We start from the raw sequence: 18776 nt of genomic DNA on the forward strand, positions 1-18776 counted from the left end.
TGGTAAAAAAGTAGGGCAAACACTGACAGAGAGGCTCGAATGCTCAATGCGCGTATCAAGCTGCGTCACTTGCAGGCCTTTCTTGAAGTGGCCCGACAGCGTAGCTTTGCTCGGGCTGCTGAGCGCTTGTCCATCACTCAACCCGGCATGTCCAAGGCGATTCGCGAGTTGGAAGATATTCTGGGGACCAGCCTGTTCGAGCGCACGGCTCGAGGAGTAGCGCTGACCCAGGCCGGCCTGACCTTGTTGCGCCATGCGGGGCCTGCCATGCGGGCGCTGGAAGAGGGCGTCGGGGCTTTGGGTGAAGTGGAGCGACATGCGCGCTGGCTGAGAGTTGGTGCGCTGTCCACGGTGGAAAGCCGCCTGCTGCCTGAGGCATTGCGCCGTTGGCATGCCAAGGGCAGTGAAGATGGGCAAGGCAGGTTCGCTGAGGTCGGTGTCAATGTGGTGACGGGGTCCAGTGCCTTTCTGTTGTCGCGGCTGCGCCGTGGAGATCTGGATGTTGTCGTCGGGCGCATGACCGAGGCCCGCGAGATTCAGGACCTGGCATTCGAGCATCTCTACTACGAACGCTTGCTGCTGGTGGTGCGAGCTGGGCATCCATTGGCAGGAGTGTCGCCACTTGTGGCCGAGGACCTGAGTGTCTATCCCTGGGTAGTACCACCGCCTCAGACGACACTGCGTCAGCAACTCGACAGCTTTTGCGTGCGTCAGGCAATGACCCTGCCATCCCGCTTGCTGGAGACCCTGTCGCTCTCCATCAGTCGCGGTTATACCCAAGGCAGCGATGCCATCTGGGTCGCGCCTGAAGAAGCCGTCGCGGAAGCGGTAGGGCGAGGAGAGTTATGCGAGCTCGACCTGGCGATAGAGCAGCAGGGCGGCTCGGTCGGGCTGTGTCGCAACGCCAGCCTGCAGTCATCTCTGGCCCTGGAAGCCTTCTGCGAAACCCTGCGTGAGGTGACGGCAGATTAAGGCATAACCCATAGGTTATGAGAGGTGGTGAAGACGTCAATTGGCACTGGCCCAGGCGGGCGCCACACTGGCAACGATGTACCTCTATGCTTTCCATTCAGAGACAAATTGCTATGCAAGACAATAACAAGTGCGCACTGAACAAGCGCTATGTGGAACGCGACCGCGACTGGCACCCTCCTGCATATGCTCCCGGCTACAAGACCTCCGTGGCCCGCTCCCCCAGCCAGGCACTGGTGAGCCTGTGGAATGCGACAACTTCCGAGCTGATGGGGCCTGATTTCCGCAAGTTGCGTATGGGATCGCATGACAACGATTTGTTGCTTAACTACCGTGATGCCGAGAATCCCGGCCTGCCGGTCGGGGAGCGCATCATCATGTTCGGTCGTGTACTCGATCAGTTCGGCAAGCCAGTCCCGCATACCCTGGTGGAAATGTGGCAGGCCAATGCCGGTGGTCGCTACCGCCACAAGAAGGATGTCTATCTGGCACCGCTGGATCCCAATTTCGGTGGAGTAGGGCGTTGTTTGACCGACGAGGATGGCTGGTACCGCTTCCGTACCATCAAGCCCGGCCCTTATCCATGGGGTAATGGCATCAACACCTGGCGCCCGGCCCATATCCACGTTTCCGTGATGGGGCCGTCGATATCCACCCGCTTGATCACGCAGATGTATTTCGAAGGAGATCCGCTGATCCCGCTTTGCCCTATTGTGCAGACGCTCAACGATCAGGAAGCCGTCGATACCATGATTGCCCGGCTCGACATGGCGCGCAGCCGCCCGATGGATAGCCTGGCCTATCGCTTCGACATCGTGGTGCGCGGTGAACTGCAGACTTATTTCGAAAACCAGTGACAGGTTCGAGAATCAGTACAGAGGCAAAGACAATGCAACAGCCGAATTCCGTATCCTGCAGTGAGCTGATGCTGCGCGAGACTGCGTCACAGACTGCTGGGCCCTATGTGCATATCGGCCTGGCCCTGCATGTGGCCGGCTTGCCCAAGCGTGATGAAGAACTGTGGAACCAGATGGCCAGGCCCGAAGCTGAAGGTGAGCATATCGAGGTCATCGGCAAGGTGATTGACGGCAATGGTGACCCGGTGCGTGATGCACTGCTCGAAGCCTGGCAGGCTGATGCCCATGGCGAGTATCAGCCGGAATATGACCAACACAAGCCATTCAACAGTTTCGGGCGTACGGCGACGACTGCAGAAGGGGATAGCGAGTGGTCATTGATCACGGTCAAGCCCGGTGCCGTAGGGCTTTCCAATGGCCGAGTGATGGCGCCGCATATCAACCTGGCCATCTTCGCCAGGGGCATCAATATTCACTTGCAGACACGTCTCTACTTCGAGGACGAAGCGGAAGCCAATGCTGCCTGTCCGGTACTCAATGCCGTTGAGTCGACGACACGTCGCCAGACCCTGGTCGCCAAGCGAGAAGAAGTCGACGGCAAGGTGCGTTATCGCCTTGATATCCGTCTGCAGGGGGAAGGTGAGACGGTGTTCTTTGATTTCTGATCCTTGTGCTTGCGGATCACGCTCTTGTGACATTCCCTACAGGCCCTGCAGCAGCAGGGCCTGTGTGATTCAGGTCTCCGGAAAGGGAGGGCTTGAAGATGCCTTTCCGGCGACCATTCATATGCCAGTCCTGGGCGCTACGATAGTCATGGTGTGGCTGCCAACACCATCGACACCGCCGCTGATGCGGTCACCTACCTGAAGCGCGCCAACGCCGGCAGGGGTGCCGGTGTAGATCAGATCGCCAGCGCGAATGCGCATGGATTGCGACAGGATGGAGATGACCTCCGGAATGCTCCAGATCAGGTCGGCAATATCCTGGTCCTGCTTGATCTCGTCGTTCACTGCCAGCCAGATGCGGCCACTGGAGGGATGACCAATCTCACTGGCCTTCTTGATCGGTGAGATAACCACAGAGGCATCGAATCCCTTGCCCCAATCCCAGGGCCGCCCGAGTTCCTTGGCTTCTGCCTGCAGGTCGCGGCGCGTGAGGTCGTTGCCGACGGCATAGCCGTAGATGTAGTCATGCGCCTCTTCGACCGGAATCTCGAAACCGTCCTTGCCGATGGCAACGACCAGTTCCATTTCGTACTGGAAGTTCTTGGTCTGGGGGGGATAGGGGATTTCGCTACCGTCGGGAACCAGAGCATCGGCAGGCTTGGTGAAGAAGAAAGGCGGTTCACGGCTTGGATCACGCCCCATTTCCCTGGCGTGAGCCTCGTAGTTACGCCCTACGCAGAAGATGCGACGCACCGGAAATTGTTTGTCATCTCCTTCAATGGCAACGCTGGTAATAGGATGAGGGGCAAAAACATAATCGACCATGGACGGGTTCCCTGTTGTGATGGGGGTATTGTGGCAGGTTCTGTCGTGACAGCTTCGCTCATGACGTATCGAAGGTAAGATCGTAGCATGCTGTTTCGCCAAGGTCGGGGCATTTCCTGTTGATATCAGGGTAGTGGGGAAAAGATATGCTGGAAGGTATCGGAAAGTGGTTGAGTCGCTATCTCAGCCAGCCACTCAAGTCAGCAAGCATACAGGCTCCCGTTGAGATCGAGCAGTTGAGAGCCTGCATGAAGCCTGGTGATGTCCTGCTGATTGATGGCAATACTCGGATCAGTACGGCAATCAAGTATCTGACGCAGTCCACCTGGTCCCATGCAGCGCTGTATGTGGGCAATGCCTGCGAGGAAGTCGGAGGTGGGCCCTACGGCCTGATCGAGGCTGATATCAATGACGGCGTACGCCGTGTTGGCCTGGAAACCTATGCTGGGCAGCACTGCCGTATCTGCCGTCCTGTCGGGCTTGGGCCAGAGGAACGTCAGGCACTGATCGACTATGCCACCCAACGTCTGGGCAACTGCTACGATTTGCGCAATGTCATCGACCTGGTGCGCTATCTGATGCCCACCCCGCCGGTGCCGGTACATTGGCGCAGAAAGATGCTGGCGCTCGGCAGCGGTGATCCCACCCGAGCCATCTGCTCTACCTTGATTGCCGAGGCATTCCAGTCAATCCGCTACCCCATCCTGCCGCGTATTGCAGTGGCACAATCGTTGGGCCCTGGGCATCAGGAGTTCGAGGTGCTTTATCCTCGGCACTTCTCCTACTTTGTACCTCGCGATTTCGATGTCTCGCCTTATTTCCTGATCATCAAACCGACACTCGATATCAATTTCGATCATCGTCAGCTTATCTGGGGAGGAGAGCCTTCCATGTCTTCGCTCAAAAATGAAGCTGGCTGACGGTACTGCGAATGCTCTTTAAATCATGAGAGTTTCGTTCATGAAAGATGGACGAGCAGAGACTATTTGAATGAGTAGTCAAGTTGAGGGAAGCGCAATATCCTGCTCCATCCCTTTGGAGAAAAAAGAAGCGATATCAAGGTGGACTGCCTTTCCATGAAGGCGAAAAGGCAACTGATGGCCAGCACGACTGCCAGGTAGAAAGGTAACAAAATATTGGGATTCCCGTGGTAGATCACCACCAGAAAGATGGGGGAGAAGACGGTGATAGGCCAGTGTACCAGGTAAATAACCAATGAGTGCCTTCCGATCCATTCCACTGGCCGTGAACATCTATCCCATCCATTCCACATACAAAGTTTGAGAAAGGCGGGCATGGTCGCCAGGGATGCCAGAAGAAACCATGGTGCATAGGCTTTCTGGGTGCTGAAATCAGACGTATGCCGCCAAAAGAAAATGACTCCCAGGCACATGGGGACGAGCGCTAGCCCCCAATGAATCCGCTGCATAAAGCGGAGAAATGCTGTCAGGTGTAGCCCAATCCAACAACCTGTCATGAAGAAGACCAGGTAATAGCCCAGGCGCGCGATCTCGCGAGTGCCTGTATAGCCCAGTGCATAGAGGCCTAGCGCCGCCAAGACACCCAGTACTGGCCAGCGCTTGAGCGTCAACAGTGCAAAGAGGTAGTAAAGCAGCAAGTTGTAGAGAAACCAGAGATGGTCAATGGGATGCAGCCACAGTCCTTCGACCAGGCGTCTCCCTGGTATCCCCAAGTAAGTTTCACGCACTGCATACAGTGCGAACATGATGAGGGTCCATACCACATAGGGATATAGGATGTAGTGCATTTTCCCCTTGATGTAGCGCCAGACTCCCTTTTTGATCGAACGTTCCACCAGTAGCCCGGACAACAGCATCAATACAGGCATTCTGAAGGGAGAAAGTGTTTCTCTGATGGTGTCGAACAAGGACCAGGAATCTGGATATGTTGAGGTGATGGAATAGGCAACATGCAGATAGACAACGAGCAGAATGGCTGAGCCACGAAACCTGTCCATCCAGCGATAACGTTCTGCCATGTTATTGGTTTTATGGTGCATATATGCTTCGTTGATCTGCTGAAATGTCTTTGGCCGCACCCAGGATGTTTTTCTCTTCATCCGATTGGCATGTTCTTTAATACGCGAAGAGCCGCTACTCAATATCTCTATCCAGTAAGGCAAGAACCCTATCATGATGAATGTATAGTATGTAGCTGGTTTTGGTTATGAATAATAACTGAAGTTATCCAAGATAATTTCTATTAATCTATTAGGTGCCCCATTCTGTAAAAATAATGTTGTTGTATTGAATATTGCTGTATTGGAGTGAGTTCCTTGGCGACAACACAGATAGCGATAACCTGTTTGCTGGTGGAACTGCATAGAGGACCATCGATGGGGCCTGTACACGATCGGGATGATCCATCGGTAGTTGGCCTCTGTCGCTAAGTGAAGCGATGGCAGGGATTTGAAAGCAAGTATCGGGAAGAGGAGGGCCGCGACTGCTCCTATGCTCATGTTACATCCGAGAAGCAGGACGTAACCGATGACACAGGTAACAGAAGACATCACTGAAACTGAGCGCGATCCGCGCTGGCAATACGTGCTCGCCCGAGATCCGGCAAGCGATGGTGACTTTGTCTATGGCGTAAAGACCTCTGGCGTTTATTGCCGTCCTTCCTGCCCTTCACGCCAGGCAAAGCCACAGAACGTGACGTTTTATCGTTCGCCGGAGGAAGCTGAAGCGGCAGGGCTTCGGGCTTGCCTGCGTTGCCACCCTAAGGGCCAGTCTTCGACCGAGGCGAATGCCGCCATTGTCGCTGAGGCCTGCCGTATCATCGAACAGGCCGACGAGGTACTCCACCTGGAGGACCTGGCTGCAAGAGTCGGCATGAGCCCGCATTATTTCCACCGTCAGTTCAAGGCGATTACCGGGGTGACGCCTCGAGCCTATGCGGCGGCGCATAGGGCTGGGCGTGTTCGCGCCGAGTTGCCCGGTTCCTCTAGCGTGACAGATGCCATCAATGCTGCAGGCTTCAATGCGAGCAGCCGATTTTACGAGCAGTCTTCCGACATGCTGGGCATGCCACCGTCGGCCTACAAGAATGGTGGCAAAGACGCGGATATTCGCTTTGCGGTTGGGCAATGCACCCTGGGTGCCATTCTGGTTGCACAGAGCAACAGGGGTATCTGTGCGATCAGCCTTGGCGATGATCCTGATGCTCTGGTACGTGAATTGCAGGACCGCTTTCCCCAGGCGCATCTGATTGGTGACGATCCAGGCTTCGCCAGCCTGATCGCGAAAGTCGTCGGTTTTGTCGAAGCGCCTGGCGTCGGGCTCGATTTACCGCTCGATATTCAGGGCACGGCCTTCCAGATTCGTGTTTGGCAGGCCCTGCGCGAGATACCTGCCGGCCAGACGGCCAGCTACAGCGATATCGCCAGCCGCATTGGTGTTCCACGTGCAGTTCGTGCGGTGGCGGCGGCTTGTGCTGCCAACAGGATTGCCGTGGCCATCCCCTGCCATCGGGTTGTGCGCGCCGATGGCCGTCTGTCGGGATATCGCTGGGGCGTGCCACGCAAATGCGCTTTGCTGGAGAAGGAGGCGCAGGAATGAATATGGCCGTCATCACCGGCTTGCAGGATCGCCTGACGCGCTATGACTGGTCAGCTGTCGGGGCGGCACTGGATGAGCATGGCCATGCCATCCTGCCCCATGTTCTGACGGTTGCCGAGTGTCGCGATCTTGCTGCGCTTTATGTGCGAGAGGATGCTTTCCGTACCCATATCCATATGGACCGACACGGTTTCGGCAAAGGCGAATACCGCTATTTCAGCTACCCTCTACCGGATCTAATTGCAGAGCTGCGAGCAGGCCTATATGCGCCTCTCGCGGCGGTCGCGAATCACTGGAATGAGCGCATGAAGCTGGATATCCACTATCCCGCCACACTGGATGCCTTCCTGTGCCAATGCCACGCAGCAGGGCAAGAACGCCCGACGCCTCTACTGTTGCAATATGGCGCGGGTGACTTCAACTGCCTGCATCAGGATCTGTACGGTGAGCTGGCCTTTCCATTGCAAGTGGCTTTTCTGCTCTCCGAGCCAGAGCAGGATTTTACCGGGGGTGAGTTCGTGCTGACGGAGCAGCGTCCCCGGATGCAAAGCCGTGTAGAGGTAATACCCCTGCGCCAAGGCGACGCTGTCGTCTTTGCTGTCCATCAGCGCCCGGTTCGCGGTTCTCGCGGCGACTACCGCGTCAACATGCGTCATGGCGTCAGTATCGTCCGAAGTGGCCAGCGCCATACGCTGGGGATCATCTTTCACGACGCCAGATAGGTGCCGTGCCAAGGTGATAGCCATCGTAGAGAAGGGGCTCCCCGGGTTCCGCTGTCATTGATCCGCCACTAGACCAGTGTTGCCAATTTTCTGGCTAACTGTCTTGCCTGCTCGCGGCTGGCGACATTGGTGAAGCCCAGCAGCAATCCTGGATGACATTGAGTGTCGATGCACCAACGGGAGAGAGGTTGCACGGCCAGGCCACCTGCCTGTACTCGGGCTGCAATGGCGGCGTCATCTGTGGCGAAGGGCAACTCGGCTAGAAGGTGCATGCCACCCGCTTTCAACTTGATCTCCAGGCGCTCGCCCAAGCACTCGCGCAAGGCTTCAGCAGTAACCGCTCGACGCTGGGCGTAGAGACTGCGCATTTTCTTCAAATGGCGAGAGAAGTGCCCTTCATGCATCAAATCACTGACGATGGCTTGAGATAGCCAAGGGCAGCCACCGAAGGTGGTGTGACATGCCAGTTGAAAGGTTTCCACCAGTGACTCGGGAACCACCAGGTAGCCAAGCCTGAGCCCCGGGAACAGCACCTTGCTGAAGGAACCGATGTAGAGCACGCGCTCTTGCTGGTCGAGGCTCTTCAATGCCGGCAGTGGATGGCCTTCGTAGCGATACTCGCTGTCATAATCATCTTCGATGATCCAGCTCTCGGCCTTGGCTGCCCAGTTCAACAGTTTCAGGCGTCGGGGCAAGGAGAGTGCGTTGCCGAGCGGGCTCTGGTGAGAGGGCGTGACGACCGCAAACCTGGCTTGAGGCGCGCAGTGCTGTCCATGGTCCACGTCAAGGCCATGCTCATCTACCGACACGGGAATCAGCCTTGCTCCCGCGTGCTCCAACTGGCGGCGTGCAAGATGGTAGCCAGGGTCCTCGAACCAGACCTGGTCATCATGCTTCATCAGGCAGTGACAGATCATGCTGAGCGCTCCCTGGCATCCTGCCGTGATGAACAGCTGTTCTGGAGCGCAGTGAATACCCCGCGAGATACCCAGGTAGGCAGACAGGTGTTCACGTAGCGGGCGGTAGCCAAGTGGATCGGGATAGTTCAGGTCGTCCGCCTGAAGCTCTCGCAGCCTTCGGGTCGTCAGGCGCCGCCATAATGCGTGGGGGAAGGCATCCAGTGCAGGGAGGCCAAGCTGGAAGGGCAGGATGGTAGAGCCTGGCCTGTTCTCCTGAGGCGCCTGGGCACTTGGTGCAGTCGTGTTTCGGGAGTGGTGGATGAGGATATTGGCAGCGTCCAGGCGTGGTGAAACCACGGTACCTGCTGGGCCGCGAGGCTCCAGATAGCCTTCGCTGATCAGCAATTGATAGGCGGTCTCCACCGTGCCTCTTGCCAGGTTGAGCTCACTTGCCAGATTGCGAATGGCTGGCACGCGATCTCCTGGTTTCAAGCGTCCCGTGCGGATCGCTTCCTGGAAACGCTGGTACAACTGTAAATAAAGAGGAGTATCCAACGTTCGGTCAGGTGGCGAGACATCCGTCATTTTTCTTGGCTCATTCAACTTTCTTGTCCTATTCAGCTTTCTTGTCCCATTTGATTGGGCGGTTTTTGTACCTATTGCATAGGCCATCTTCTGCATAGAGTAGTCATTAATTCATGAGGAGACTTCTATGCACTCACCCATTCCACCTTCCGATACACTGCAGGCACCCATCTTGCAGCATGCCGACAGCCCTCAGGCGTTGCGTGCCTGCTTTGCTCTCATGTGTGAGCTGCGCCCCCATCTGACGCATGCCGAAGATTTTGTCGACCAAGTGACACGCCAGGCCGAGCAGAACTACCGGCTGCTGGCAGCCTGGGAAGGTGAAGACGCCGTGGGACTGGCGGGATACCGGCTACAGGAAAACCTGATGTATGGTCGTTTTCTCTATGTTGATGATCTGGTGACGCGAGCGGACAGACGAAGTCATGGCATTGGCGCTGCCTTGCTGGGAGAGATCCAGAAGATGGCTCACTTGCAGCGGTGCCAGCGAGTGGTGCTGGACACCGGATTGGGCAATGCATTGGCACAGCGCTTCTACTACCGACAGGGGCTGCTTGCTACTGGCATGCACTTCAGCCTGTCTCTTGCCACAGAGATGTCAGAAGAAGCGGGACGATAACTGGACGGCCATGAGAGGTGTACCTTCGTGAACAGCATTTTGTTATTGGCATGCAGTCCTCATGGGACAGCATCACAGGGCAGCCGGTTGGCGATGGAATATGCCACTCGCCTGGATCCGCAAGCCCAACTAGTGATACGAGATCTGGCCAACGAGCCATTGCCGTCCATCGATGCCGACTATGCCGATGCCATTGTCACATCGGCTCCAGATAGCAGCCCGCACTTCAATATTTCCGAAAACCTGATAGCCGAACTCGAGCACTGCGATTACTTGCTCATCGCCACACCGATGCACAACTTCACTGTGCCAGCGGCCCTGAAGCTGTGGATCGATCATGTGGTACGCATTCATCGTAGTTTTCGCGCCACAGCACAGGGCAAGCAGGGCCTGCTATGGGATCGCCCGACGTTCGTCTTTGTCAGTGCCGGTGGAATCTTCCAGGGGGAAATGTCGATGCAGCCTGACTTTCTTACACCCTATTTGCGCCACGTTCTATCGACCATCGGTATTCATTCAGTCGAGTTTATTGCCATGCAAGGCCTGGCCCATGGCGATGACGCTCGTCATGCAGCTTCGAGTCAGGCGCGGCAGCAGATGAATCAATACGCAACACCCTTGATGTCCGTTACAGGAGAATCTCATGAGTAAGACTCGTCTTCCCTATGGAGAACTGTCGCCGGTAGCCTATGAAAACCTGCTGAGCGCATATCGCAGCCTGGATCAGAGCAGCCTTGGTCGCAGGTTGGTTGAACTGATCTACCTTCGCGTTTCCCAGATCAATGGCTGCGCGTTCTGCCTGCAGAAGCACGCGGCTACACTGCGCGAATTAGGTGAAGAGACTCACAAGCTGGACAGCTTGGCCGGCTGGCAGGTAAGTGAACTCTACAGCGCCCGCGAACGTGCGGCACTCGCTTGGGCCGAAGGCGTGACGCGAATATCTGAAACCCAGGCTCCTGACGACACCTTCGATGCACTCAAGCCGCTGTTCAGCGATACTGAGATTGCGGATCTGACCTTCGCCGTGGCCTTGATGAATGCACTGAATAGAGTGGCCATTTCCATGCGTCTATGAGGCAAGGTTCTACTTGGCAATGGATGGAGAAGGTCGGTGATGGGGAGGGCGGGTCTTGCATGTTTTCTGGTGCCGGCAAGAGGAGTCGAACCTCCGACCTTCGCATTACGAATGCGCTGCTCTACCAACTGAGCTATGCCGGCAATGCTATCTGCATTGAGTGCCTGTTTCGCATCATAGTGATTCGCCCCAGCCTTCGCCAAGCCTGATACATCAGTCTTGAGCCTGGAATAGATACAGGTGCTCGATACGGCGTAAGTTCAAGGCCGTGATCGGTGTCTGCAGGGTCAGACGCTGATATCAAAGGCTGGGTGAAAGCTGACGATTCCTCGGGGCCAGGCGCCGCGCAGGCGAATGGCCTGGAAATATTCCGGGGGTACGCCGGGAAGCACCAACTCATCGCGCGGCCGAAAACCGAAGCGAGAATAGAAGGCGGGGTCACCCAGCAATACGCAGCCGCTGGCTTCCGCCTTTTCCAGATGCTGCAGTGCCGCTTGCATGAGTTGAGAACCGATGCCTTGTCCCTGGCATTCAGGAGACACGGAAATCGGCCCCAGCCCATACCAGCCAGTGGCAGCCGCTGATCCGGGAGGTGCTGAGGACAGCATGATCGGGGAAAGAGCAACGTGTCCCACTATCTCGTCCTCGTCATCCCTGGTGGCGACCAGGGAAACGGAAAGCACGTCTGCCTGGCGTAGCGCATCAACGATCAAATGTTCAGTATGACTGGCATGCGGAGCATGCTGAAAGGCACGCTGGGTGAGGTCTGAAATGGCCTGGCGGTCATCGGCAGATTCTGGGCGAATATGGAGGTTCACACATGTTCTCCTGATGGCTTGGTATCGGCACGCTTGATATCAGGTCTGTTGCTGGCGCCGGCGAGTGAGACCTTCCTGCGCAACGGAGGCGATCAGTTGCCCTTGGCGATTGTAGATGCTGCCCCGTGCCAGACCGCGTGCACTACCCGCCCAGGGGCTTTCCATGTCGTACAGTAGCCAGTCGTTGACGGTGACATCGCGATGGAACCACAGAGCATGATCGAGGCTGGCAATCTGGATCTCGGGGCTGCGAAAATTGATCCCATGGGGTACCAGTGCCGTGGTCAGCAGGTTGAAGTCCGAGCTGTAGGCCAGCAGATAGCGATGCAGAGCCTGATCGTCGGGCAGCTCTCCCCTTAGCTGGAACCACAAGCGTTTTCGTGCGGGCTCAGGGGAGTCTTCCAGATGCAGGAACTCAATCGGGTGACCGGGAAAGCGGATGAGCTGTGAGCTGCCATCGAGCTCCTCGGGAGTGGGCACTGCCGGCATCGACTGCTGATGGCTGATGCTATCCTCTTCGGCATGGAAAGAGGCGCTGCAGAAAAAGATCGGGCGGCCTTTCTGGATGGCGGTGACCCGGCGAGTGGTAAAGCTGCCGCCATCGCGGACGCGGTCGACCTGGTACATCACAGGCATCTGGGCGTCACCTGGGCGCAGAAAATAAGCGTGCATGGAATGCACCTTTCGTGATGCGTCGACGGTCTGGCTGGCGGCGGAGATCGACTGGCCGAGCGCCTGGCCGCCGAACAACTGGGGAAGTCCGAGGTCCTGGCTGTAGCCACGGAACAGGTTCTCTTCCAGCTTTTCCAGACCGAGCAGATCGACGAGCGCCGTCAAGGGCTGCGACATTCGGGTATCCTCCTTCCTTGCCGGTGAGGTTTTGACCGGCTGTCATACGGTCGTTTTAGTCATTCTACGGGAGTCGATGATCTTGCGCAGCGATGAATTCTACATGCACCGGGCGCTAGAACTTGCCCATCAGGCGGCCGATGCCGGAGAAGTTCCGGTAGGTGCGGTGGTGGTCAATGCTGATGGTGAGATCATCGGACGGGGATTCAATGCACCGGTGGCCAATCATGATCCCAGCGCTCATGCAGAAGTCCAGGCGCTGCGCGATGCAGGTGCACGAATCGGTAACTATCGCCTGGAAGGCTGCACCTTGTATGTGACGCTGGAGCCCTGCCTGATGTGTACGGGAGCGATCATCCATGCGCGGGTGAGGCGGGTTGTCTATGGCGCTGCGGAGCCGCGCAGTGGCATGGTCGAGTCCAAGGCCAATCTATTCGCTCAACCCTGGTATTTCCATCGGGTCGAAGTGGAGGGGGGCGTGCTTGCCACCCAGGCGTCACGTTTGCTCAAGACATTCTTTGCCATGCGCCGTGAAAGTTCAGCGGGTAATGCAGAAGGCAATACAGGAAGTCAGGGCAAATAACTAAAGAGGCTAAGGCGGTGTGCGTTGTTCAGCAAGTACACTCCAGGTCTAAGCAGGCGGCTCGGTCCGTCCTGACATTCAACCCTTGGACTTCGGCGGTACGATCTGAAACAGTGCATTGTCGTTGTCATCGGGCAGCCGCGCATTGAGCTGGTGGAACTGCTGCTGGTTGTGGTCCACGTAATCGAGTATTTCCAGATAACGCTGGATATTGCGCACATAGATGACCGGTTCGCTGCCTCGAGCATAACCATGGCGCGTTCTTTCGTACCACTTGCTTTCCTGCAGCAGTGGCAAGGCATCGCGCACATCTTCCCAGCGGTCGGGATCCCGGCCTAGCATGGAGACGATCTTGCGTGCGTCGTAGAGGTGCCCCAGGCCCACATTATAGGCGGCCAGTGTCATGTACAGGCGGTCGTTACCGGTGATTTCCTCCGGCAAGCGTTGCTCGATGCTACGCAGGTAGCGAGCGCCACCCTCGATACTTTCCGCCGGGTCGAGGCGGTTGGAGATATTCATCTCTTCGGCGGTGACATTGGTCAGCATCATCATGCCGCGGACGCCGGTCGGAGATGTGGCATCGGGTTTCCAGTGAGATTCCTGATACGCCACTGCAGCCAGGAGCTTCCAGTCGAAATTCTCCCGTCTTGCCGCTTCACGGAACAGTTCCTCGTAGCGTGGCAAGCGGCCATGGACATGCTGGATGAAAGTCCTGGCACCAACGTATTCCAGATAATCGTCATGACCAAAGTAGCGGTCGATCAACATGTCCAGCTTGCCGCTGGCGCGAAGTGTGACGAGAAACTCATTGGCTGCATCGATCAGCCCCATACCCTGGTTGTCGGGCAGGGCCCAGGCCATGGCCACTTTTTCGCCAACCTTGAAGCCGTCTTCGACTTCAGGGAAGAACAGGCGGTTGAGACGAAACTGATGTTCGAATACCACGGCGGCATCGAGGCTGCCGTCTTCCACGCGCTTCAGCAGAGAAGCAATCTCGAGATCGGTGGCTTCTTTCCAACTGAGTTCAGGAATACTGTCCTGCAGCTCATGCATGACTCGGCTGATGCCGGTGCCCTTGAGGGTACCAATCTGTAGACCGACCAGATCGGCGGGAGTGCGAGGGGGAGGCAGGCCACGCCGGTAGACCACCATGGGCTGCATCAGCATCACCGGCTGGCTATAGATGATGCCTGGAGTCGCGGGTTCCAGTGGCAGGGCGGCTGCCCCCAGGTCACCTTGTTCGCGCACGGACGCCAATACACTGGAGACATTATGGTCATCTTCCAGGGTCAGGCTGACGCCAAGATAGTCAGCAAAACGGCGTACCAGTTCATACTCGAAACCTGTTGGCCCCAGGCGTCCTTCGTAGTAGGTCAAGGGCGTATTGCGAGTATGAACGGTCAGAAAATCACGGGACTTCACGCCCTCCAAAGCCGTACCGGGGGGAGGCGTGGGGTCGACTGGCCACAAGGCCAGGCCGAGGCCCGCCAACAGTAATACGCCCCGGCGGCGAGGGCGGTGAAAGCCATCGGTCATATTGGCGTGTTCATGGTTGTTGAGCCGTCACCTTACCCACAGTGCGACGAACTGTCACTTGGATGATTTATCGATCTGCCGCTTTCCAGTATCATACGGCCCTCTATAAGGCCCGCTGTGGCACATCATCTTCTCGTCGATTTTCAGAGGCTCCAGGATATGCTCCAACTGCGTGGTGCGCCCGCCCTTTCTGCCTTCCGTCATGCCAAGCTGCTGGCCACCCTGCGTGCATCCGTTCCCGAGATCACCGAACTGTACGCTGAATATGTACATTTCGTGGATGTTGAAGGTGATCTTGGCCCAGCGGAGCATGCTCTGCTCGAACAGCTCCTGGACTATGGTCCCAGCTATGCAGAAGAGCCGCTGACGGAAGGGCTGGCGGTATTGGTGGTTCCGCGTATTGGCACCCAGTCGCCCTGGTCCTCCAAGGCTACCGATATTGCCCATAACTGTGGATTGACCCAGATCAGGCGACTGGAGCGTGGTATCGCCTATCGCATCTCGCTCAGAGGAACCCTGAAGGAAAGTCACTTCGAGGCCATTGTTGCCGGACTGCATGATCGCATGACCGAGACAGTGCTTGGTGATGCATCTGATGCTGCCCAACTGTTTGCCTACCATGAGCCTGCGCCTCTGGGCACGGTGGACATTCTCGAAGGCGGGCGCAATGCGCTGGAAGCGGCCAATGTCGAACTGGGGCTGGCCCTGGCCGAGGATGAAATCGACTATCTGATCGATGCCTTCGGTGAACTGGGGCGTAACCCGACCGATATTGAACTGATGATGTTCGCCCAGGCCAACTCCGAACATTGTCGCCACAAGATCTTCAATGCCGACTGGTTGATCGACGGGGAGCAGCAGACTCATTCGCTGTTCAAGATGATCAAGAACACTTTCGAGGCTTCTCCTGACGGTATTCTTTCTGCCTACAGCGATAATGCCGCTGTGATCGAAGGCAGTGACGCGCGGCGTTTCTTCGCTACGCCGCTGACAGGCAAGGATGGGGAGCGGGCCACCTATGGTGGAGAAGTTGAACCGATCCATATCCTGACCAAGGTCGAGACGCACAACCACCCGACGGCGATTGCACCTCACCCTGGTGCCGCTACCGGTGCAGGTGGTGAGATTCGCGATGAGGGCGCTACCGGTATCGGCGGCAAACCCAAGGCAGGCCTGACCGGTTTTACCGTCTCCAATCTGCGTATCCCCGAGTTTGTCCAGCCCTGGGAAGCTTTCGACTATGGCAAGCCCGAGCGCATCGTCAGCGCCCTGGACATCATGCTGGAAGGTCCCATCGGCGGTGCCGCGTTCAACAACGAATTCGGCCGCCCCAACCTGACGGGCTTCTTCCGTACCTATGAGCAGGATGCCCTGGGAGCCAATGGCATCGAGCGTCGCGGCTACCATAAGCCGGTCATGATCGCGGGTGGTTACGGCAACATTCGTCAGGAACATGTAGCCAAGGGCGAGATCCCCGTCGGCGGCAAGCTGATCGTGATGGGCGGCCCGGCCATGCTCATCGGCCTGGGTGGCGGTGCCGCGTCTTCCATGGCATCAGGTTCCTCCAGTGCCGATCTTGATTTTGCCTCGGTGCAGCGTGACAACCCCGAGATCGAACGGCGGGCCCAGGAAGTCATCGACCGTTGCTGGGCGCTGGGAGAGCAGAACCCCATTTGCTTCATTCATGACGTGGGGGCAGGCGGCTTGTCCAACGCTCTGCCGGAACTGGTCAAGGATGGCGATCGTGGCGGCCTGTTCCAGCTGCGCGATGTTCCCAATGCCGAGCCGGGCATGAGCCCGTTGGAAATCTGGTGCAACGAGGCACAGGAGCGCTATGTGCTGGCGGTAGCTCCAGAGAACCTCGAACTGTTCGATGCCCTGTGCAAGCGTGAGCGTTGCCCCTATGCCGTGGTCGGCGAGGCTCAGCAGGCCCATCACCTGACCGTGGCCGATGGTCACTTCGACACACAGCCAGTTGATCTGCCGATGAGCGTGCTGTTCGGCAAACCGCCGAAGATGACCCGCGAATTTGAGCGCGAGACCCTGGAGCTGCCCGGTGTAGAACTGGACAACCTTGATCTGCGAGAGGCGCTGGACCGTGTGTTGAAGCTGCCCACCGTGGCATCGAAGAGCTTCCTGATTACCATCGGCGACCGCTCGATTACTGGCATGGTCGCCCGGGACCAGATGGTCGGCCCCTGGCAGGTACCGGTCGCTGATGTCGCCGTTACCACCGCCAGTTTCGATACCCACGCGGGTGAGGCCATGGCGATGGGGGAGCGTAGTCCTGTCGCATTGATCGACCCTGCTGCCAGTGCCCGTCTGGCCGTTGCCGAAGCCATTACCAACATGGCGGCGGCACCGATTGCCAAGTTGGGCGATATCAAGATGTCGGCCAACTGGATGAGTGCAGCCGATCATCCCGGTGAGAACCAGGCCTTGTATGATGCTGTGCATGCAGTGGGCATGGAACTGTGCCCGGCGCTGGGCATTGCCGTGCCGGTCGGCAAGGACTCCATGTCCATGCGTACAGCATGGCAGGAGGACGGCGAAGACAAGTCAGTGACATCACCGCTGACGTTGAACATCACCGGCTTTGCTCCTGTGGTGGATGCCATGCGCACCCTGACGCCGCAGATTTCCCTGGAACAGGATGAAAGCGACCTGCTGTTGATTGACCTGGGCGCAGGCCAGAATCGCCTGGGGGGTTCGGCACTGGCGCAGGTCTACGGCCAGGTAGGCAATGAATGTCCGGACCTGGATGATCCAGAGGATCTCAAGGCATTCTTCAGTGTGATTCAGGGCCTTAATGCCGATGGCAAGTTGCTGGCCTATCACGACCGCAGCGATGGCGGTTTGATCGTCACCTTGCTGGAAATGGCCTTTGCCGCCCACGCAGGACTCGAGATCAAGCTCGACTGGCTGGTCGACGAGCCTTCCAGGGCTTCCAGTGCGCTGTTCAGTGAAGAGCTGGGGGCTGTGATTCAGGTCAATCGCGCGCATACGGAGGAAGTACTGGCTCAGTTCGCGGCGGCAGGTATCGAAACGTGCGGCGTCATCGCTCGTCCGCGCTTCGACGATCAGATCCGTATCACGCTGTTCGAAGAGCCGCTGCTCGAGACGACCCGCCAGTTGATGCAGCGTAGCTGGGCCGAAACCAGCTATCGCATGCAGTCACTGCGCGACAATTCCGAATGTGCCAAGAACGAGTTCGATAATCTGCTCGATGCACGTGATCCTGGCCTGTCCGTGACCACGACCTTCGATGTGGATGAAGATATCGCCGCGCCTTTCATCAATGTAACGCGTCCACGTGCAGCCATCCTGCGTGAGCAGGGTGTCAACGGCCACCTGGAAATGGCTTGGGCCTTCGACAAGGCTGGCTTTGAAGCGGTGGATGTGCACATGAGTGATATCCTCAGTGGTCGTGTATCCCTGGAAGACTTCAAGGGAGTGGTCGCCTGTGGCGGTTTCTCCTACGGCGATGTGCTGGGGGCTGGCGGTGGTTGGGCCAAGTCAGTGTTGTTCAACGGTCGTGCCCGCGAACAGTTTGCTGCCTTCTTCGGCCGCGATGACAGTTTTGCTCTGGGCGTGTGTAACGGGTGCCAGATGCTGTCCCAGCTCAAGGAGCTGATTCCGGGCACAGAGGCGTGGCCACGCTTCGTGCGCAATGAGTCCGAGCAGTTCGAGGCGCGTGTGGCCATGGTCGAAGTCGAGAAATCGCCTTCGATTCTGTTGGCCGGCATGGAAGGCTCTCGCTTGCCCATCGCTGTCGCCCATGGCGAGGGACGTGCCGAGTTCCGTGACAGTGCCCACCTGCGCAGTATCCAGGGTTCTGGTCAGGTCGCATTGCGCTACGTTGACAACTATGGCCAGGCCACTACTCGTTACCCGGCCAACCCCAACGGTTCACCATCCGGTATCACGGGTTTGACCACGGCAGATGGCCGGGTGACTATCATGATGCCTCACCCCGAGCGTGTCGTGCGTGCAGTGACCAATTCCTGGCGTCCGGCTGAATGGAGCCAGGATGGTGCCTGGATGAGACTGTTCCGCAACGCCCGGGTATGGCTGGGGTAAGTAACGGATGACTTGCTGAGTCAGTCTTGAGTGCCGCCCTTTTTGGGCGGCACTTGCATTGAGAGCCTAACATGGCTGTTGAACGCATTATTTAGCCCACACTTTTCTCCAGG

17 protein-coding genes and 1 tRNA gene are annotated in these 18776 nt (G+C 57.5%); 11 read left to right on the top strand and 7 right to left on the bottom strand.

Features of this window, described 5'->3' with window-relative positions:
- Nucleotides 1-39: 39 nt before the first annotated feature.
- The 3 genes from pcaQ (at nt 40) to pcaG (ending at nt 2494) form a co-directional block, all read left to right on the top strand.
- Nucleotides 40-972 carry a pca operon transcription factor PcaQ gene (gene pcaQ / locus Q1K07_RS07990; protein WP_300309604.1) on the top strand — a complete coding sequence of 311 codons (933 nt, stop codon included), beginning with the start codon at nt 40-42 and terminating at the stop codon, nt 970-972.
- Nucleotides 973-1085: 113 nt separating this feature from the next.
- On the top strand, nt 1086-1829 hold the full coding sequence (gene pcaH, locus Q1K07_RS07995; protein WP_300309606.1) for a protocatechuate 3,4-dioxygenase subunit beta: 744 nt from the start codon (nt 1086-1088) through the stop codon (nt 1827-1829).
- Nucleotides 1830-1861: 32 nt separating this feature from the next.
- A complete protein-coding gene (gene pcaG, locus Q1K07_RS08000; RefSeq protein ID WP_300309608.1) occupies nt 1862-2494 on the top strand; it encodes a protocatechuate 3,4-dioxygenase subunit alpha in 633 nt (210 codons plus the stop codon).
- 117 nt (nt 2495-2611) lie between these two features.
- On the opposite strand, the gene Q1K07_RS08005 is transcribed toward pcaG, so the two are convergent.
- Nucleotides 2612-3319, bottom strand: coding sequence for a fumarylacetoacetate hydrolase family protein (locus Q1K07_RS08005; RefSeq protein WP_300309610.1), 708 nt, complete (start codon nt 3317-3319; stop codon nt 2612-2614).
- A gap of 146 nt (nt 3320-3465) precedes the next feature.
- On the opposite strand from Q1K07_RS08005, the gene Q1K07_RS08010 reads away from it, so the two are divergent.
- Nucleotides 3466-4239 carry a YiiX/YebB-like N1pC/P60 family cysteine hydrolase gene (locus tag Q1K07_RS08010; RefSeq protein ID WP_300309612.1) on the top strand — a complete coding sequence of 258 codons (774 nt, stop codon included), beginning with the start codon at nt 3466-3468 and terminating at the stop codon, nt 4237-4239.
- A 62-nt stretch (nt 4240-4301) separates the two neighbouring features.
- Here Q1K07_RS08010 and Q1K07_RS08015 read toward each other — a convergent pair whose 3' ends face one another.
- Complete coding sequence (locus tag Q1K07_RS08015; RefSeq protein ID WP_300309614.1) at nt 4302-5462, bottom strand: acyltransferase; 1161 nt, start codon at nt 5460-5462, stop codon at nt 4302-4304.
- Between the two features lie 364 nt (nt 5463-5826).
- Between Q1K07_RS08015 and ada the strand changes: the two genes are divergently transcribed.
- Both ada and Q1K07_RS08025 read left to right on the top strand, forming a co-directional pair.
- The gene (ada, locus tag Q1K07_RS08020; RefSeq protein WP_300309616.1) at nt 5827-6897 is read left to right on the top strand and encodes a bifunctional DNA-binding transcriptional regulator/O6-methylguanine-DNA methyltransferase Ada; all 1071 of its coding nucleotides are present in this window, start codon (nt 5827-5829) and stop codon (nt 6895-6897) included.
- Entirely contained in the window at nt 6894-7619 is a 726-nt protein-coding gene (locus Q1K07_RS08025) for a 2OG-Fe(II) oxygenase (protein WP_300309617.1), read from the top strand. The genes ada and Q1K07_RS08025 overlap by 4 nt, the downstream gene beginning before the upstream one ends.
- 68 nt (nt 7620-7687) lie before the next feature.
- On the opposite strand, the gene Q1K07_RS08030 is transcribed toward Q1K07_RS08025, so the two are convergent.
- A complete protein-coding gene (locus Q1K07_RS08030) occupies nt 7688-9199 on the bottom strand; it encodes a PLP-dependent aminotransferase family protein (protein WP_366945048.1) in 1512 nt (503 codons plus the stop codon).
- 31 nt (nt 9200-9230) lie between these two features.
- Here Q1K07_RS08030 and Q1K07_RS08035 point away from each other — a divergent pair, with 31 nt between their 5' ends.
- Genes Q1K07_RS08035 through Q1K07_RS08045 form a run of 3 tightly spaced genes read left to right on the top strand, consistent with a single transcriptional unit; the run spans nt 9231 to nt 10797 of the window.
- Entirely contained in the window at nt 9231-9722 is a 492-nt protein-coding gene (locus tag Q1K07_RS08035; protein WP_300309621.1) for a GNAT family N-acetyltransferase, read from the top strand.
- A gap of 27 nt (nt 9723-9749) precedes the next feature.
- Nucleotides 9750-10373, top strand: a complete 624-nt coding sequence (locus tag Q1K07_RS08040) for an NAD(P)H-dependent oxidoreductase (protein ID WP_300309623.1) — start codon at nt 9750-9752, stop codon at nt 10371-10373.
- Nucleotides 10366-10797 carry a carboxymuconolactone decarboxylase family protein gene (locus Q1K07_RS08045; protein WP_300309625.1) on the top strand — a complete coding sequence of 144 codons (432 nt, stop codon included), beginning with the start codon at nt 10366-10368 and terminating at the stop codon, nt 10795-10797. The genes Q1K07_RS08040 and Q1K07_RS08045 overlap by 8 nt, the downstream gene beginning before the upstream one ends.
- A 67-nt stretch (nt 10798-10864) precedes the next feature.
- Here Q1K07_RS08045 and Q1K07_RS08050 read toward each other — a convergent pair.
- The 3 genes from Q1K07_RS08050 to Q1K07_RS08060 all read right to left on the bottom strand — a co-directional run bounded on the left by Q1K07_RS08050 (nt 10865) and on the right by Q1K07_RS08060 (nt 12464).
- Nucleotides 10865-10940, bottom strand: a tRNA-Thr gene (locus Q1K07_RS08050).
- Nucleotides 10941-11084: 144 nt separating this feature from the next.
- Complete coding sequence (locus Q1K07_RS08055) at nt 11085-11615, bottom strand: GNAT family N-acetyltransferase (protein WP_300309627.1); 531 nt, start codon at nt 11613-11615, stop codon at nt 11085-11087.
- 39 nt (nt 11616-11654) lie between these two features.
- A complete protein-coding gene (locus Q1K07_RS08060; RefSeq protein WP_300309629.1) occupies nt 11655-12464 on the bottom strand; it encodes an acyl-CoA thioesterase II in 810 nt (269 codons plus the stop codon).
- Nucleotides 12465-12546: 82 nt separating this feature from the next.
- Between Q1K07_RS08060 and tadA the strand changes: the two genes are divergently transcribed.
- Nucleotides 12547-13047 (top strand): tRNA adenosine(34) deaminase TadA, encoded by a 501-nt coding sequence (gene tadA, locus Q1K07_RS08065; RefSeq protein ID WP_300309631.1) that lies wholly within the window; start codon nt 12547-12549, stop codon nt 13045-13047.
- Between the two features lie 78 nt (nt 13048-13125).
- Here tadA and mltF read toward each other — a convergent pair whose 3' ends face one another.
- Nucleotides 13126-14583 carry a membrane-bound lytic murein transglycosylase MltF gene (mltF, locus tag Q1K07_RS08070; RefSeq protein WP_300309633.1) on the bottom strand — a complete coding sequence of 486 codons (1458 nt, stop codon included), beginning with the start codon at nt 14581-14583 and terminating at the stop codon, nt 13126-13128.
- 159 nt (nt 14584-14742) lie between these two features.
- On the opposite strand from mltF, the gene purL reads away from it, so the two are divergent.
- Nucleotides 14743-18663: a phosphoribosylformylglycinamidine synthase gene (purL, locus tag Q1K07_RS08075; protein WP_300309635.1), complete on the top strand. Its 3921-nt coding sequence runs from the start codon at nt 14743-14745 to the stop codon at nt 18661-18663.
- Nucleotides 18664-18776 lie beyond the last annotated feature (113 nt).

Source organism: Halomonas sp. (assembly GCF_029263665.1).
Taxonomy (GTDB): domain Bacteria; phylum Pseudomonadota; class Gammaproteobacteria; order Pseudomonadales; family Halomonadaceae; genus Halomonas.

Coding starts and splice junctions, on each gene's coding strand:
- Q1K07_RS08030 (WP_366945048.1), bottom strand. CDS start 9,199: ATGCAGAAGATGGCCTATGCAATAGGTACAAAAACCGCCCAATCAAAT.
- pcaG (WP_300309608.1), top strand. CDS start 1,862: ATGCAACAGCCGAATTCCGTATCCTGCAGTGAGCTGATGCTGCGCGAG.
- pcaQ (WP_300309604.1), top strand. CDS start 40: ATGCTCAATGCGCGTATCAAGCTGCGTCACTTGCAGGCCTTTCTTGAA.
- Q1K07_RS08035 (WP_300309621.1), top strand. CDS start 9,231: ATGCACTCACCCATTCCACCTTCCGATACACTGCAGGCACCCATCTTG.
- Q1K07_RS08045 (WP_300309625.1), top strand. CDS start 10,366: ATGAGTAAGACTCGTCTTCCCTATGGAGAACTGTCGCCGGTAGCCTAT.
- Q1K07_RS08025 (WP_300309617.1), top strand. CDS start 6,894: ATGAATATGGCCGTCATCACCGGCTTGCAGGATCGCCTGACGCGCTAT.
- Q1K07_RS08060 (WP_300309629.1), bottom strand. CDS start 12,464: ATGTCGCAGCCCTTGACGGCGCTCGTCGATCTGCTCGGTCTGGAAAAG.
- Q1K07_RS08005 (WP_300309610.1), bottom strand. CDS start 3,319: ATGGTCGATTATGTTTTTGCCCCTCATCCTATTACCAGCGTTGCCATT.
- pcaH (WP_300309606.1), top strand. CDS start 1,086: ATGCAAGACAATAACAAGTGCGCACTGAACAAGCGCTATGTGGAACGC.
- mltF (WP_300309633.1), bottom strand. CDS start 14,583: ATGACCGATGGCTTTCACCGCCCTCGCCGCCGGGGCGTATTACTGTTG.
- Q1K07_RS08010 (WP_300309612.1), top strand. CDS start 3,466: ATGCTGGAAGGTATCGGAAAGTGGTTGAGTCGCTATCTCAGCCAGCCA.
- purL (WP_300309635.1), top strand. CDS start 14,743: ATGCTCCAACTGCGTGGTGCGCCCGCCCTTTCTGCCTTCCGTCATGCC.
- ada (WP_300309616.1), top strand. CDS start 5,827: ATGACACAGGTAACAGAAGACATCACTGAAACTGAGCGCGATCCGCGC.